The following is a 15,153-nucleotide window of genomic DNA, read 5'->3' as shown; positions in this document are numbered from 1 at the left end:
GCGTCAGTGCCCCGCCTCGGCCTCGCGGGCCGAGGCTCGCTCGGCCCGCATCGATTCCATCAGCGCGAGGAGCTCGGCCCGCTCCGCGAGCGTGGGGTGCCCCCAGCCGGGCTGATAGGCGAACACCTCGCGCGCCGATCGCCGCTGGTAGCCGTCGATGAGGTCGATCCGGTCGAGGTCGACCAGGCTGGGGTGGTGCTCGCCGCAGGCGTTGGCCAGGGCGAGGAGATCCTTGCGCAGGCTCAGGAGGTAGTTGGCCAGGCGCGCGGACTTGCTGGTGGGGTCGAGCCCGCCCACGAGCCAGCGGTTCTGCGTGGCCACGCCGGTGGGGCAGTGGCCCGTGTGGCACTCCTGGGCCTGGATGCAGCCGATCGCCAGCATGGCCTCGCGTGCGACGTTGACCAGGTCGCAGCCCAGGCCCAGCGCCAGCAGGCTCGTGGCCGGAAAGCCCAGCCGACCCGAGCCGATGAACACCACCTTCTCGTGCACGTCGCGCTCGGCGAACACGCGGTAGACGCTGGTGAAGCCGAGCTTGAACGGCAGCGAGACGTGGTCGGAGAACACCAGGGGCGCGGCTCCGGTCCCCCCCTCGCCGCCGTCGATGGTGATGAAGTCCGGCGCGCGGCCGCTGCCCTCGATCTGGAGCGCCAGCTCTTGCCAGAAGCCGAGCTCCCCGACCGCCGACTTGATCCCCACCGGGAGCCCCGTGGCCTCGGCGAGCTGCTCGATGAAGTCGAGCATCGACGACACGTCGCCGAAGGCGGTGTGGGCCGAGGGCGAGATGCAATCCCGACCGAGCGGGATCAGGCGGATGCGCGCGATCTCGGGGGTGATCTTGCTCGCCGGGAGCACCCCCCCGAGGCCGGGCTTGGCCCCCTGCGACAGCTTGATCTCGATCGCCCGAACCGGGGCCGACGCGACGGTCTCGATGAAGCGCTCGAGCGAGAACTTGCCCGCGTCGTCGCGGCAGCCGAAGTAGCCGGTGCCGATCTGCCACACCAGCTCGCCGCCGTGGCGGTGGTGATCGGAGATGCCCCCCTCGCCCGTGTTCTGCAGGGCCCCCGCGAGCTTCACCCCGCGGTTGATCGCCTGGACCGCCGCGCTCGACAGCGAGCCGAAGCTCATGGCCGAGGTATTGACGATGGAGGTTGGACGAAACGCGCGGGCTCGCTTGCGGTGGCCGCCGAGGATCTTGGCGCAGGGGACCGCGTACTCGGGGTCGTAGCCGGGCTGCCCCGCGACGGGGGCGGAGACGGGGAACACCGAGTGGCGGATGATGACGTAGCCCGAGGTGAGCTCGAGCTCGTTGTCGGTGCCGAACCCGAAGTAGTTGTTCTCGCGCTTGGCCGAGGCGTAGATCCAGCGCCGCTGATCGCGGGAGAACGGCCGCTCCTCGTCGTTGTTCGTGACGATGTACTGGCGCAGGGGGCTGCCGAGGCGCTCGAACCAGTAGCGGAAGCGACCGACGATCGGGAAGTTGCGCTTGATCGAGTGCGAGGTCTGCAGGCGATCGACGATCGCGACGACGAGCAAGAACGCGACCAGGGCACCGAGGATGATGGGGGCGAGCTCCACGACGAACCTCGAGGGGACGTGGGAACGGGTCTAGCACGGCTGCGCGGAGCGTGGAAACCATCGCGGCCGCGACGCGGTGCCCTCGTCAGCCGTCGTCGAACGGCGAGGCGCTCCCTTCGGGCTTGCGCCGCCACAGCACGATCGCGTCCTGCCAGTCGTCGACGCGCTCGTAGCGGCCGCTGCGGAGCACCTTGCGGAGCGTCGCCTCGTCCTTCTTCGACAGGTCCGACATGCGCAGCAGCAGCCAGTCGGCCTCGGTGCGGTGGGGAAAGTGATACGCCCGATCGCGCGTGGAGACGTGCGGTCCCATGCTGTCGGAGGCGGCCACCGATGCGTGGGGGCCGATGCGCTCCACCTGGGCCCGCACCCAGGCGAGCCGCTGCTTGGACTCCTCGCTCTGCTCCCGCACGAGGCCCACGTAGCCCGCCTTGAAGCGCGTGCTGTCGCCCAGGGCGCCGAACAGGTCGCCCGTGAGCACCGCGGCCACCACGATCGCGACCGACAAGCCCACCGCCGAACGCCTCCGAATCGCGGCGGCCGTGCCCGGGTCGGCAGCCCGACCGCTCCAGCGTCGCATGAGCACGCGCGCGCCCTCGGCCGCCGCGGCGATCATCGCGGGGTAGAGGAACACGGTGTAGTGCAGGTAGGGATCGTGCAGGTTGCCGCCGGTGCTCAGCAGCGCGAACAGCAGGCCGAACGCCATCGGGAGCCACGCGCGGCGCTGCACGAAGCACAGGCCCACGCACGGCACGGCCATGACCGACAGGAACTTGAGCTTGGAGTTGGTCAGCGCATGCTCGACGACGAAGCCCGGGTTGCCCAGGAGCGTGACGAGCACGTCGGTGGCCCCGCCCGTCTCGGGATCGGGGATGACCTCGGCAAAGCGGTTGGCGTAGCGGTAGCTGTCGTCCGCGTTGGGCATGAACAGATCGGGGTGGGTCATCAGCCCGAGCTTCATCACCAACAGCCCCGCCACCGCGCCCGCGAAGGTGAGCGCGCCCACCCGGCGCTCGCGCAGGGTCAGGGCCGCGTGCAAGCCCAGTCCCATCACCAGGAACGGCACGTCCTCCCGCACGAACACCAGCAGCGTCACGAACACGGCGTAGCGTCGCCACTGGCCGCGGTGCAGGGCGTCGAGCGACCACAGCACGAGCGGAGCGCTCAGCACCAGCGCGTGCGCATCGAACAGCGCCGTGCCATGGAGCGACGGGTGCATCAGGTAGGCCAGGGCCAGGCTCGTCGCGACCAGGCGGCCCCAGCCGTCGCTGCCGATCACGTGGGTGGCGAGGCGGTGGGCCGGGATCGCCCCGCTGGCCAGCCACACGCACTGGACGGTGATCAAGGTCCCTGGCCCCGGCGCCACCCAGTAGAGCGGGCCCAGCAGCTGCATCACGGGGGACACGTGGGCCGAGGTGAAGGTGTCGCCGCGCAGGAAGGTCGTCACCTGCCAGCGGCCCAGGCTCGCGTGGTGCAGCAGGTTGTCGAAGATCCCCAGGTCGAAGTTGCGCGAGCCCAGATCGTGGTGGCGCAAGAGCCCCAGGGAACACAGCATGGTGGCCATCGCCACGGTGGCGAGGACCACCAGCGCGGTGGGGACGCGGCGCGACCACCATGGCGGCCAACCGCGGGCCGCCAGGCGATCGAGCCCGGGTCCGAGCGCCGCGCTCGCGCTCACACCACTGGCGATCGCGACCATGGCGATGAGCGCCAGGCTGAGGCGGGTGGCGTCTCGCTCGAGCCCGGGAACGGTCAGCAGGGCCCACAGCGGCGCGGTCGCGGGGAGCACCGCGATCCGCAGCAGCTGCGGCGTCGAGAAGCCGCGGCGGCGCAGCACCAGCGCGACCGCGAAGACCACCACGGCCGATCCGAGCGCCCACCCCAGGGGGGCGATGCGGCTGCCGTCGGAGGCCAGCAGCGCGTTGCTCGTCAGCCAGCCCTTCGGGTCCGAGCGCGAGGCGGCCCACCACGCCAGGCCCGGGCCCACGGCGGCCAGCACCGCGAGCAGACCACCCGCCCAGCCCGAGGTCTCGTCCATCCGAGCCGCGGGTGCGTCGGCCTCCATGGCCGCGGAATCCGGGGGCGTGCCGCGGTTGCTCATCGGGCGAACCAGGCAGTCGTACCATGGCCGCCGTGCCGTCGTCCCGCCCGCGCTCGGGTGCCGCCCTCGCGCGATGGCCCTGGGTCGTGCTCGTCACCCTGGTGGTGATCCAAAACGCGTGGGTCTGCGACGACGCCTTCATCACCCTGCGCGTGGCCGATCACGCGTGGGCCGGGCGCGGCCTGGTGTTCAACGAAGGGTGGCGCGTCCAGGTGTACACCCACCCCGCGTGGCTGGCCGTGCTGGCCGTGGTCTACGGCGGCCTGGGCTCGGGATTCCTGGCGGCGGTCGCATGCGGAGTGGTGACCAGCGCGGCGGCGCTGTGGCTGGGCCTGGCTCGCATTGCGCGGGCCGGCGCGGTGGGGCTCGCCGCCGTGGCACTGCTGGGCTCGCGGGCGTTCGTCGACTACTCGACCTCCGGCCTCGAGAACCCGCTGACCCACCTCGTGGTGGCCATGGCGGTGTGGGTCTACCTCGGCGAGGTGCACCGCGGCCGCGCGTTCGTGCGGATCGCCGTGCTCACCGGCCTCGCGTTCCTGTGCCGCCCCGATGCTCCGCTGCTGCTGGTGCCGCTGTCGCTGGCGGCGGGGTGGCAGGCGCGTCGGCGGGGTGGCAGCGTGCGGGCGCTCGGCCTGGGCATGCTGCCCGTGCTCGCGTGGGAGTCGTTCTCGCTGGTCTACTACGGGGCGCTGGTGCCCAACACCGCGCTGGCCAAGCTCGGCGCCGGTCTGCCCGCCGGCGACGTCTGGATCCAGGGCGGGCGCTACTTGATCGAGTCGGCCACCGGCGATCCCGTCACCGCCGTGGTGCTGACGGGCGGCATCCTCGGGTGCGGCCTGCGACGCCTCACGCGGCCGCTCGCGGCGGGGGCGGTGCTGTACCTGCTCTACGTGCTCTCCATCGGCGGCGACTTCATGGCGGGACGCTTCCTCACCGCGCCGCTTTGGCTGGTGGTGCTCGGGTGCTCGCGGTGGCGCATGCGCCCGCGCGGCTCGAGGCTCGGCTGCATCGGCTTGCTCGTGCTCGGCCTGCTCGGGCCCCGCTCGCCGCTTGCGACCGGTCCGGCCAGCGTGCACGCCGAGCCGCCGCGACCGCGCCATGGCATCGCCGACGAGCGGGCGCACTACGCCGCCGCGGCCAGTCTGTGGGCCTGGGCGCCGGGAACGTCCTTGCCCCGCCACCGCTGGCGCGAGCTCGGCGAGGCCGGCCCCGACGATGGCTCGCGCGTCGCGGTGTTCAGCACGATGGGCTACTACGGTTTCTTTGCCGATCCCTCGATCCACGTGGTCGATGGCTTTGCCCTCGGCGATCCCCTGCTCGCGCGCCTGCCCACCCTGCGACGGATCCACTTCAGGCCCGGCCACCTCTCGCGGCCGCTGCCCGAGGGCTACGTCGACGCGCTCCGCAGCGGTGACGCCTCGAGCATCGAGGACCCGGCGGTGCGCGAGCTGTTCGAGGCGCTGCGGCTCGTGCACCGGGGACCGCTGTGGTCGCGCGAGCGCTGGGCGGCGATCGCTGCCTTGCACACGGGGGCGCTCACCGAGGCGATCGATCGCGAGCACTACGCGTTCTTCGAGGTCGTCCGCCTGCGGGCGCGTCGGGTGGGACGAAGGACCAAGCCGCTGCGGATCCGCGACGCCGGGCTGCGCATCGAGGGGCTCGACGCGGCGCAGACCCTCGAGCTCGGGCTCGAGCCGCCCGTCGACGTGGAGTTGCGCTGGCTCGCGGGCGGCGAGACGGTCTCGACCGAGGTGCGTGCCGCCGCCGAGCGCATGCCCGTGACCGCGGCACCGGGGATCGACGGCCTGCACGTGGTGCCGCTCGACATGGCAGGGCGGCGCAGCCTGTCGATTGCGGTCCGCAGGTGAGCGCGAGCGGGCGGGCGCGAGCTTTGGCGTTGCGCGCCGGCCGGGCCTCGTGGTTCGATCGCCCATGCCCAAGCAAGACCCACCGTCCTCGCCGATCTCGCCGACCTCGATGCGTGACCCCGAGGCCGAGCCCGCCGCCCAGCTGTCGCGGCGAGAGATGCTCGGGGTCACGGCCGGGGCGGTGCTCAGCCTGACCACCGGCTGCGGCAACGAGGGCGCGGGCATGGATGACGGCACCGAGGGCTCGTCCGAGGGCTCTACCGGGACTCCGCCCGATCCGACCGCGGACTCGACCGGCGGCTCGCCCCCGGACCTGCCGGGCGAGCCGTCGATCCCGTTCGATCCGCAGGCCGTGCCCGAGTCCGTCGAGCTGTTCCCGCGCACGCCGATGGCCGGCGAGATGAAGCCCGAGTCGTTCTGGATCGCGGGTCACGTGGCCACGGCGGAGGCGATCACCGTGCGCGTGTGGCAGCCCGCCGCGCTCGCCGGCGAGGTCCACCTCGCGTTCGAGCAGGTGGTGATGCCCGACCCGCGCGGCTTCTTCAAGCTCGCGGTCGAGGGCCTGCGCGCGGGCGAGCCCTACGAGTACGGGCTCTTCGCCGGGGAGGCCGAGCCGGGCTTCACCGCCCGCAGTCTCCTGGGGCGGGTGCGCACCGCGCTGCCCGAGGGCTCGCTCGAGCCGGTGACGATCACCGGCGACGTGCACATGTGCTACGTGGGGCAGGTCGAGCTCGACCCGGCCACGCCCGGCGAGTCGATGTGGGAGGTCTGCGTCACGTCGGGCAACAGCAACCCGCTGGCCAACGAGCTCCCCGAGGCGCAGTTCCCCTGGCGATCATCGGAGGCACACCTGCCGTTGATCACGTTCGATCCGGGGGCAGGGGAGGGCGCAGGGGCGGTGCGGGTGGAGTTCCTGACCAAGAGCGGCAACCTGGCGCACAGCCGCGAGCTGCCGCTCGGGTAGCCTACGCCCCGACCCACAGCGCCCGGGTGGCGGTGAAGTCCACGTAGAACCACCACCCATCGCCATCGGTGTCGTCATGCCCCGCGCAGTTGCCGTTGCCGCCGGGCAGCAGCTCCGAGATCGTCGAGGCCCCGGTCTGCATCTGGATGTCCGGCGGCAGCTGGATGTTCTCGGCGTCCGCCGTCGACAGGAACCCCCGCAGCGTGCCCTCGACGAGGTCGTCGGCCGGGTCGCCGGAGAGCTGCGCCGAGATGATGGCGTCGGCCAGCGGCAGCGTGAAGTCGCCCGTCACGATCTCCACGTCCGTCGCCTCGCTGACGAAGCAGGGACCGGTCGTGGTGCCCGGCGGCGGGTTGTAGCCCTCCGAGGACAGGTGCGCCGGATCCGGCTCGAGGCAGGTCCCCGCCTGCATCACCAGGTAGCCCGTGGGGAACGGGTTGGTGCCCGCCTGGAGGTCGCACTCGATCGGCGGCACCGTGCACACGCCGTTGGCGAACTCCATGTCGGCGCTGGCCCCATCGGACTGATCCAGCGGCCGGAACAGCAGCATGAGGTTGAGGTCGAGGTTCCCGTCCGGATCCATGGGGTCGTCGCTCTCGATGGCGGTGTTGAACTGCTCGTTGATCGACGGATCCCCGGTGGGCACGTCGTCGGTCACGTCGATGCACAGCACGCCGAGCCCCAGCACGAAGAAGTGCGGGTCGCGGACGTACATCGACGTGAACCGATACGCCTGCAACGCCACCGGCGGCGGGTCGGTGTCTGCGCTGGTCTCTCCCATCGTCGTGTCCACGCTCGTGGTCGGGTCGGTCGTCGGCCCGACCGTCCCCGTCCCTTGCGTGGTATCCACGCTCCCCATCGTGGTCATGGTCATCGGCGTGCTGGTGCTGTCGTCCATCGCCGCGGTGCTCGAGCCATCGCCGGTTCCCGGCGTCTCATCGTCACCGCAGGCGCCCAGCGCCAACGAGCCACCGGCCACCACGAGAAGTGCTCCCAAGGACATCGTCGATACGAACTGCATGCATGGATCCTAGCGGCTCTTCGTTCCCAGCTCCAGGTGGGTCGGCGTCGAGGAGGCCGGGTGTCCGCCGAAACCACGTCCCCAGCACTTCACCTCGCCGGACTCGAGCAGGGCGCAGCCATGCGTACGGCTGACCGCAATCCGTGTGGCACGACCTCCGAGCGGCACGTCGCCAGCCTGGGCCGGTGTCTGTGTCTTGCCCACCGTCGTCACTCGCTCGCCGTAGCCGAGCTGACCCTGCGGACCCGTTCCCCAGCAGCGGACCGCGCCCGACTCGAGCCGTGCGCACACGTGGCTGCCGCCGGCCTCGAGCTGCACCACCGGACCGCCCACGTCCACGTCCGGGGCGTCGAACGGCGTCTCGTCGTCGCCCACGTTGCGGCCGTCGCTGGCGTAGCCCAGCCGGCCCTCCGCACCAAAGCCCCAGCAGCGCACCTTGCCCGTGTCGAGCAACGCGCAGACGTGGGCGCCGGCCACCGCCACGTCGACGACCAGGCCCGGAAGCGGCACGTCGCCCACCGACGCGGGCGTGTCGGTCACCCCCACGTCGCGGGTCGATCCAAGGCCGAGCCCACCCTGTGTCGACTGGCCCCAGCACCGCAGCGCACCGTCATCGAGGATGGCGCAGGTCATGCCCATCGGGCCCGCCTCGATCGCGCGCACCGATCCGCCCACGGGCACGTCGCCCGCCTGTGCGGGCACGTGCACCTCCTCGCGATTGCCGTAGCCCAGCCGGCCGCCCTGCGCGGTGCCCCAGCAGCGCACTGCGCCGGTCGCCAGCCGTGCACAGGTATGGCCGTGGCCCGCGCTGAGCTCCACGACCTCGCCGCCCACGTCGACGTTGCTGGCCTGTTCGGCCGTGCGCACGGGGTCGGTGCTCCCGTTGCCCAGCGCGCCCCAGGCGTTGCGCCCCATGCAGCGCACCGCGCCCGAGCGAAGCCGTGCGCACATGTGGCCCACGCCCGCGGCCACCTCGGCCACGCGCCCGCCGAAGTCGACGTCCCGGGGCCCCTCGTCCTCCTCTCCCGGCAGGGGCGAGCCCACCATGCGGACGTGCCCGTCGTCGAACAGGATCACCGTGTAGCCGACCCCGGCGGCGATCTGCTGGATTCGGGCAGTGACGCCCTCGCCCGGGGCGTCGCTGCCCGATCGACCGCCGGCCTTGCACGCGATGATGATGGCGAGCAGGGCGCCCATCGAGACGCCGCGCATGTGAATACCGGTCATGATCCCATGACCCGCCTACCACCGTCCGTGGCCGTGTCGACCCATCGCTGCCGCGGGCTAGGACGTGCTCGCCATGATCCCAGTCCGAGCCCGATCGCGAGCGCGTGCCTCCGTCCTCCCGCGATCACCCATCGGGCGACGATCGTTCCTCGGAGCCGTGGCGGGCCTGCTGGCCGTCCCGGGCTGTACGACCAAGGGCGTCTACACCCGAGTCACCGAGGTCTGGCGAACCCAGGCGCACGTGTCCCTCCGAAGGCTCCTGGTGGTGGGCGCGTGGCGCAATGCGGCGGACCGACGCGGGTGGTTCGAGGAGCGCACGGCCGTGGCCCTTCGCCATGCGGGCGTCCCCGCCATGTCGGCCCAGGCCCTCATCGGCGACCGGTACCCGTATCCTCGCCAAGCGCTCGTCGAGGCCGCCGTCCACAACGCACTCGATGGTGCGCTGGTGATCCGCGTCGTCGGCCACGGTCATGCCGCGCGCGTCGACGTGACCGGCCCGCCGGTGGGTGACGACCCTCGCGCCCAGTGGACCGATCACTATCGCCACGTCTACCAGAGCGAGGGCGTGGAGCCAGTGCGGGTGGCTCGGGCCGAGTCGTTGCTGTTCGAGGTCGCGACCGAGGCGCTGGTGTGGTCGGGCCTCTCGGAGACCTTTGCGGTCGAAGATGCAGCCGAGGCGATCGCGTCCTACGGCAGCGCGATGGCCAAGGTCCTCGTCGACGGAGGGCTGCTCGCGCCTGGGCTCGCCGTCGAACGAGCGCGCGAGCGCGTGCGGACCCACGCGCGCGGGCTAGGACGAGGCCGTGGGTCGTGATCGAGCAACGACTGCGTGGGTCATGAGCCGGCGGGGGGCCGCATGGCTGCTGCTGGCCCTGGGATCCTGCCAGCCGACCTCCCCCCCGCCGGCGAGCCCCGATCCCCGGCCGGTGAAGATCTTCACCGTGCGCGGGCAAGGGGTCGACGCCGGGCGCGAGTGGCCGGGCCGCGTCGAGCCCTCGCAGAACGCCGAGATCTCGTTCGACGTCCCCGGCAAGCTCGTGGTGCTCGACGCGGAGGAAGGGGCCACGGTGCCCAAGGGGCAGGTGCTCGGCCGTCTCGACGCCACCGACTACGAGGCCCGCCTCTCGGCCCAGCAGGCCACGCTCAAGCAATCCAGGCTGGAGTACCGGCGCGACCAAGAGCTGGTGGCCCAGGGCGTGGTCGCCAAGTCCGAGCTCGACGCACGCGAGCGCATGCTCGACGTGGCCGGGGCCGCGGTGCAAGAGGCACGCAAGGCGCTCGAGGACACCGAGCTGCGGGCGCCGTTCACCGGCACCATCGCCAAGGTTCTCGTGGACAACTTCCAGAGCGTGCAGGCCAAGCAGACGATCCTGGTGCTGCAGGACGCCTCCAGCCTGCAGATCGTCACCGACGTGCCCGAGCGCGACCTCGCCGCCGCCCGGCCCGGGCTGACCATCGAGGAACGCAACGCGCGGATCTCGGCCAAGGTTCGCATCGATGCGCTGCCCGGCCGCGAACTCCCGGCCGAGCTCAAGGAGATCGCCACCGTGCCCGACCCGATCACCCGGACCTACGAGGTCACCTGGGGGTTCGTTCCGCCGTCCGACGTCGGGATCCTCCCCGGCATGACGGCCAAGATCGTGCTCTCCGACTTCGAGCGTCCCGGCGAGCCCTCGGGGGTCTTCGTGCCCTCGTACGCCGTGCTCGGGGCCGACGACGAGGGCGGCGCCTACGTGTGGAGGCTCGAGCCCGCGACCATGACCGTACACCGGGCCGACGTGACGCTGGGAGAGCTCCGCCACGGGACCATCGAGGTGCTCTCGGGGCTCGCCGCCGGTGATCGCATTGCCACCTCTGGAGCCCACGAGCTGCGCGAGGGGCTCGCGGTCACCGACTTCGACGAGGTGTTCGAAACGGCGCGGGGCTCATGAACATCGCCGAGACCGCCATCCGCGGGAAGACCGTCACCCTGGTCTTCGCCTTCGTGCTGCTGGTCGGGGGGCTCATCGCCTACCAGGGGCTGGGCCGGCTCGAGGATCCCGAGTTCACCATCAAGACCGCGGTGGTGATCACCCCCTACCCGGGCGCGTCCGCCGAGGAGGTCGAGCGCGAGGTCACCGACGAGCTCGAGCTCGCCGCCCAGTCGCTGGGGCAGACCGACTACGTCGAGTCCATCTCCCAGCCCGGGCTGTCCATCGTCGAGGTGGAGATGAAGACGCAGTACGACCGGGAGGCGCTGCCGCAGGTCTGGGACGAGCTGCGCCGCAAGGTGGGCGACGCCCAGGGGCGGCTGCCCCCCGGGGCCGGGCCGTCGCTGGTCAACGACGACTTCGGCGACGTGTACGGCGTGTTCGTGGCGATCTCGGGCGAGGGGCTGTCCCAGGCCGACCTCCATGCCTACGCCAAGCGCCTGCGGCGAGAGCTGTCGCTGGTCGACGACGTCGCCAAGGTCGAGCTGTTCGGCCAGCAGCGCGAGGTCGTCTACGTGGAGCTCGCTCGAGGCAGGCTCGCCCAGCTGGGCATCTCCCCCGCCACGATCTTCGAGGCGCTGCGCCAAAAGAACCTGGCCGCGGACGCCGGGCGGATCCACGTGGGTCCCGAGTACCTGGCCGTGGTGCCCAGCGGCGAGCACACCAGCGTCGACCAGCTCGAGTCGCTGGTGCTGGGCAACCCCCAGTCGGGGGCGCTGATCCGGCTGGGTGACGTCGCCGAGATCCGACGCGGCTATCGAGACCCCCCCAGCCCCCTGCTGCGCATCGACGGAAGACCGGCCATCGGCCTGGCGATCTCCACGGTGTCGGGCGGCAACGTGGTCACCATGGGCGAGGCGATCGAGCGCCGGGCTCGCGCGCTCGAGTACCTACGGCCCTACGGCGTCCAGTTCGACGTGATCGCCCTTCAGTCCAGGGCGGTGACGGCGGCCATCGACGGCTTCCTGGTCAACCTCGTGGAGGCGGTGGCGATCGTCATCGTGGTGCTGCTGGTGTTCATGGGGCTGCGCAGCGGGCTCATCATCGGGGGCAACCTCGTGCTCACCATCGCCGGCACCTTCATCCTCATGGCGGTCGAGCAGGTGGCCCTCGAGCGGATCTCGCTGGGGGCCCTCGTGATCGCGCTGGGCATGCTGGTCGACAACGCCATCGTCGTGGTCGACGGCACCCTGGTGAACCTCGGGCGCGGCATGGAGCCCACGCAGGCCACCAGCCGCGTGGTGAAGCAGACGGCGGCTCCGCTGCTGATGGCCACGGTGGTCGCGGTGCTCGGCTTCGCCGCCATCGGCACCTCGGACGACTCCACCGGCGAGTACTGCGGCTCGCTGTTCTCCGTGCTGTGGATGTCGCTGACGCTCTCGTGGGTCACCGCGGTGACCATCACCCCGGTGCTGTGCGTGATGTTCTTGCGGCCGCCCCGGCCCAAGCCCGGGGCCATGTCCGGAGCCATGTCCGGTTGGGCCGAGGGGAGCGAAGCCCCGCCGGCTCGCACCTCGTGGCTGCTGCGCTACCAGCACGGACTCGCGCGGATGATCCGCCGACGCTGGACCTCGGTGCTGGTCGTCGCGGTCGTCACTGCGATCGGGATCCTCGGCTTTGGCCGGGTCGAGCAGAGCTTCTTTCCCGACTCCACGCGACCGCAGCTGCTGGTCGACTACTGGATGCCCAGGGGAACCCACATCGAGGACACCGTCGCTCGGATCGAGCGCGTCGAGGACTACGTGATGGCCCAGGAGGGGGTCACCCAGGTGGCGAGCACGGTGGGGCAGGGGGCTCCGCGATTCCTGCTCACCTACGGCCCCGAGAAGGCCGATGACGGCTACGCCCAGCTCATCGTCTCGGTCGACGACTTCGAGCGGATCTCACCGCTGATGCAGACGCTGCAGGACGAGCTCCCGCGGCTGTTCCCCGACGGCATGGCCAACACCAAGCGCTTCTTGCTCGGGCCGGGGGAGGGCGGCAAGATCCAGGTGCGCCTGTCGGGCGACCACCCCGACGTGCTGCGTGCGCTGGCCTCCGAGGTCGAGACGATCCTGTACGACGATGGTGGGGCGCGCGGCATCCGTCACGACTGGCGCGAGCGGGTCAAGACCATCGTCCCGCAGATCTCCGAGGACCAGGCCCGGCGCAACGGTCTCGATCGCCCCGACATCGCGCGCATGCTTCGTGCCTCCTTCGAGGGCGCGCCGGTGGGCGTGTTTCGCGAGGGCGACGAACTGCTGCCCGTGGTGGCCCGGGCCGTCCCCAACGAGCGGGAGGACGTGTCGGAGCTGAACAACCTGCTGGTCTGGAGCACCACCGGAGACCAGTGGATCCCCATGCGGCAGGTGGTGGCGGGGTTTCCGATCGCGCTGGTGGACGACCGCATCGCACGACGGGATCGCAAGCGCACCATCACCGTGCACGCCGACCAGACCGATGGAACCGCGTCGGCCTTGCTCGAGCGGATCCAGCCGCGGCTGGCCGAGCTCGAGCTCCCGCGGGGCCATGCGCTCGAGCTCGGGGGCGAGCACGAGCGCTCGAGCGATGCCCAGCAGGCGCTCGCGGGCAGCGTGGTGCTGTTCGGTGTCTTCATGGTGCTGACGGTGATCGTGCTGTTCAACGGCCTGCGACAGCCGCTGGTGATCTTCTCGTGCGTTCCGCTGTCGATCGTGGGCGTCACCGCGGGGCTGCTGCTCACCGAGCAGCCCTTCGGCTTCATGGCGCTCCTGGGCATGCTCAGCCTGGTGGGCATGCTCATCAAGAACGCCATCGTGCTCGTCGACGAGTGCGACCTTCGCATTCGGGACGGCAACGATCCGCACCAGGCGATCCTCGAGGCCGCGGCCAGCCGCGTGCGGCCGGTCACCATGGCCGCGCTGACCACCATGCTCGGCATGCTCCCGCTGCTCGGTGATGCGTTCTTCGTCTCGATGGCGGTCACCATCGTGTTCGGGCTGGGCTTTGCCACGCTGCTCACCTTGCTGGTGGTGCCCGTGCTCTACGCGGTGGTGTTCCGCATTCGAGCTCCGGCCGCTCGAGCCCGGCGATGAGCCGGACCGTATGCAACCCCGGGGGCGGAGCGCCGCGCTCGAGCCGGCGCTCCGCCCCGGTGGCCATGGACGCTACCAGTCGGCGCAATCCGCCGGAGCAGCGCTCGCCGCCGGCCCCCACGCGTCGCACGCTCGCTCTCCATCGAGCCGTGCGATCAGCCGAAACGTCGTCTCGCCGAGCTCGTCGCAGCTCCACGGGATCCCGTCGATGCTCGCGATCGCCGACCACGCCCACTGACCGTCGGCGGTGGGCGTCGGGTTCGTCAGCGGCGTGCGCAGCGGCGTGACCATCTGCGGGCCGAGTACCTCCATCGACATCGCGTCCACGTCGGCATCGACGTAGCCCTCGAGGCGTAGCTGCTCGTCGAGGCAGCCCGCGCCGTAGCCGAGGTCCAGCGTCAGCGGTGGGGGCTCGGGGCTCGATACGCAGACCTCTCCGGCCAGCTCTCCATCGATGGCGTACGGGTGGCACCCCGCGTCGACGGCATCGAGGTCGACCCGCAGGGTCTGCTGCCCGACCAGCTCCAGCCAGCCGAAGAAGCGAGCGTTGGCCGAGCCGATCATGCCGCGGATCGAGAACTCCCCGAGCCCGTCGATCATGGCCGAGCCGCTGGTGATCGTGCACTGGCGCTCGCCATCGACCAGCGTGCAGCTCGCCTCGAGGTCCTCGATGCTCCGCCGCGTACCGTAGTCGGCGGCGAGAGTGGAGTGCGAGGTGTAGTGCTCGGCCATGGGGCTCGACTGCTCGACCCGCCCTTCGAACGCGCGGCCGCCTCCGGGCCTGGCGATCGACAGCGCGTCGAACTGCAGGACCATCGGCCGCGAGACGTCGTAGGTGGGGGACCCCAGCAGATCGCGCAGGGTGATCGCATTCTGGGCGGAGACCATGCCGTCGTAGGTGTAGCCGTCGTCGGTCGTGCACCCGGTGCCGGTCAGGGTCATGGTGTCGCCGATGTAGTCGCGGATCGGACACTGGCCCTGCGTGGCCTCGCCATGGACCTCTCCCTGCATGATCGCCGAGTAGGCGTCGCTCGTGCGCAGGCCCAGACCGGTGCCAATCGCGAATTCGACGAGCTCGGGCGAGGCCCGGGAGAAGTCTGCCAGTGACGGATCGCCGGACTCGTCGCCGCTGGCGCTGCTCTCGTCGGCTCCGCTCGTGGTCGAGCCATCGAGACCCGAGTCCTCCGACGCCGTCGAAGCGCTCGGATCATCGGTGGACGCAGGTGGGTGACTGCTGGAGTCGTCGCCGCATCCGGCGAGGAACGAAGCCATTGCAACGGCCAGCAGTGACGAGCGCCACCCGGCTCGGCCGAGTGCGTCCATCACTGGATTGGAAGGGGTACGAGCAACACGGGAACGAAGACCATCGAAGTTCGA

Annotated in this window: 10 protein-coding genes; 5 read left to right on the top strand and 5 right to left on the bottom strand. The window is 71.3% G+C overall.

The genetic code is table 11. The features are described from left to right. Window positions 1-3 precede the first annotated feature (3 nt). Window positions 4-1,575: an FMN-binding glutamate synthase family protein gene (locus OEB96_RS08865; RefSeq protein WP_266215064.1), complete on the bottom strand. Its 1,572-nt coding sequence runs from the start codon at window positions 1,573-1,575 to the stop codon at window positions 4-6. 85 nt (window positions 1,576-1,660) lie between these two features. Next, the gene (locus tag OEB96_RS08860; protein WP_266215063.1) at window positions 1,661-3,673 is read right to left on the bottom strand and encodes a DUF2079 domain-containing protein; all 2,013 of its coding nucleotides are present in this window, start codon (window positions 3,671-3,673) and stop codon (window positions 1,661-1,663) included. A 32-nt stretch (window positions 3,674-3,705) separates the two neighbouring features. Between OEB96_RS08860 and OEB96_RS08855 the strand changes: the two genes are divergently transcribed. Then, window positions 3,706-5,541 (top strand): hypothetical protein, encoded by a 1,836-nt coding sequence (locus OEB96_RS08855; protein ID WP_266215062.1) that lies wholly within the window; start codon window positions 3,706-3,708, stop codon window positions 5,539-5,541. Between the two features lie 64 nt (window positions 5,542-5,605). Continuing rightward, window positions 5,606-6,505, top strand: coding sequence for a hypothetical protein (locus tag OEB96_RS08850; protein ID WP_266215061.1), 900 nt, complete (start codon window positions 5,606-5,608; stop codon window positions 6,503-6,505). A 1-nt stretch (window position 6,506) separates the two neighbouring features. Here OEB96_RS08850 and OEB96_RS08845 read toward each other — a convergent pair whose 3' ends face one another. Together OEB96_RS08845 and OEB96_RS08840 are read right to left on the bottom strand one after the other, a co-directional pair. Continuing rightward, a complete protein-coding gene (locus OEB96_RS08845; RefSeq protein WP_266215060.1) occupies window positions 6,507-7,526 on the bottom strand; it encodes a hypothetical protein in 1,020 nt (339 codons plus the stop codon). A 9-nt stretch (window positions 7,527-7,535) separates the two neighbouring features. Continuing rightward, the gene (locus OEB96_RS08840) at window positions 7,536-8,753 is read right to left on the bottom strand and encodes an RCC1 domain-containing protein (RefSeq protein ID WP_266215059.1); all 1,218 of its coding nucleotides are present in this window, start codon (window positions 8,751-8,753) and stop codon (window positions 7,536-7,538) included. A 157-nt stretch (window positions 8,754-8,910) separates the two neighbouring features. Here OEB96_RS08840 and OEB96_RS08835 point away from each other — a divergent pair, with 157 nt between their 5' ends. From OEB96_RS08835 to OEB96_RS08825, 3 genes are read left to right on the top strand one after another with little or no spacing between them, the layout of a single operon-like run. Next, entirely contained in the window at window positions 8,911-9,567 is a 657-nt protein-coding gene (locus OEB96_RS08835) for a hypothetical protein (RefSeq protein WP_266215058.1), read from the top strand. Window positions 9,568-9,589: 22 nt separating this feature from the next. Beyond that, window positions 9,590-10,684 carry an efflux RND transporter periplasmic adaptor subunit gene (locus OEB96_RS08830; RefSeq protein WP_266215057.1) on the top strand — a complete coding sequence of 365 codons (1,095 nt, stop codon included), beginning with the start codon at window positions 9,590-9,592 and terminating at the stop codon, window positions 10,682-10,684. Further along, window positions 10,681-13,776, top strand: a complete 3,096-nt coding sequence (locus OEB96_RS08825) for an efflux RND transporter permease subunit (RefSeq protein ID WP_266215056.1) — start codon at window positions 10,681-10,683, stop codon at window positions 13,774-13,776. Before OEB96_RS08830 ends, OEB96_RS08825 begins: the two co-directional genes overlap by 4 nt. Before the next feature lie 72 nt (window positions 13,777-13,848). Here the strand turns inward: OEB96_RS08825 and OEB96_RS08820 are convergent, their stop codons facing one another. After that, window positions 13,849-15,102, bottom strand: a complete 1,254-nt coding sequence (locus OEB96_RS08820) for a hypothetical protein (protein ID WP_266215055.1) — start codon at window positions 15,100-15,102, stop codon at window positions 13,849-13,851. Window positions 15,103-15,153 lie beyond the last annotated feature (51 nt).

The sequence above is a fragment of the Paraliomyxa miuraensis genome, assembly GCF_026337845.1.
In the GTDB taxonomy this organism is placed as follows: Bacteria; Myxococcota_A; Polyangia; order Nannocystales; family Nannocystaceae; genus Paraliomyxa; species Paraliomyxa miuraensis.
Note: the sequence above shows the minus strand (reverse complement) of the source record. Positions and strands in the feature narration are given on the sequence as shown.

What these genes read in the sequence shown, in the direction of transcription:
- OEB96_RS08860 (WP_266215063.1), bottom strand. Translation starts at nt 3,673, where the DNA reads ATGAGCAACCGCGGCACGCCCCCGGATTCCGCGGCCATGGAGGCCGAC.
- OEB96_RS08850 (WP_266215061.1), top strand. Translation starts at nt 5,606, where the DNA reads ATGCCCAAGCAAGACCCACCGTCCTCGCCGATCTCGCCGACCTCGATG.
- OEB96_RS08845 (WP_266215060.1), bottom strand. Translation starts at nt 7,526, where the DNA reads ATGCAGTTCGTATCGACGATGTCCTTGGGAGCACTTCTCGTGGTGGCC.
- OEB96_RS08840 (WP_266215059.1), bottom strand. Translation starts at nt 8,753, where the DNA reads ATGACCGGTATTCACATGCGCGGCGTCTCGATGGGCGCCCTGCTCGCC.
- OEB96_RS08830 (WP_266215057.1), top strand. Translation starts at nt 9,590, where the DNA reads ATGAGCCGGCGGGGGGCCGCATGGCTGCTGCTGGCCCTGGGATCCTGC.
- OEB96_RS08825 (WP_266215056.1), top strand. Translation starts at nt 10,681, where the DNA reads ATGAACATCGCCGAGACCGCCATCCGCGGGAAGACCGTCACCCTGGTC.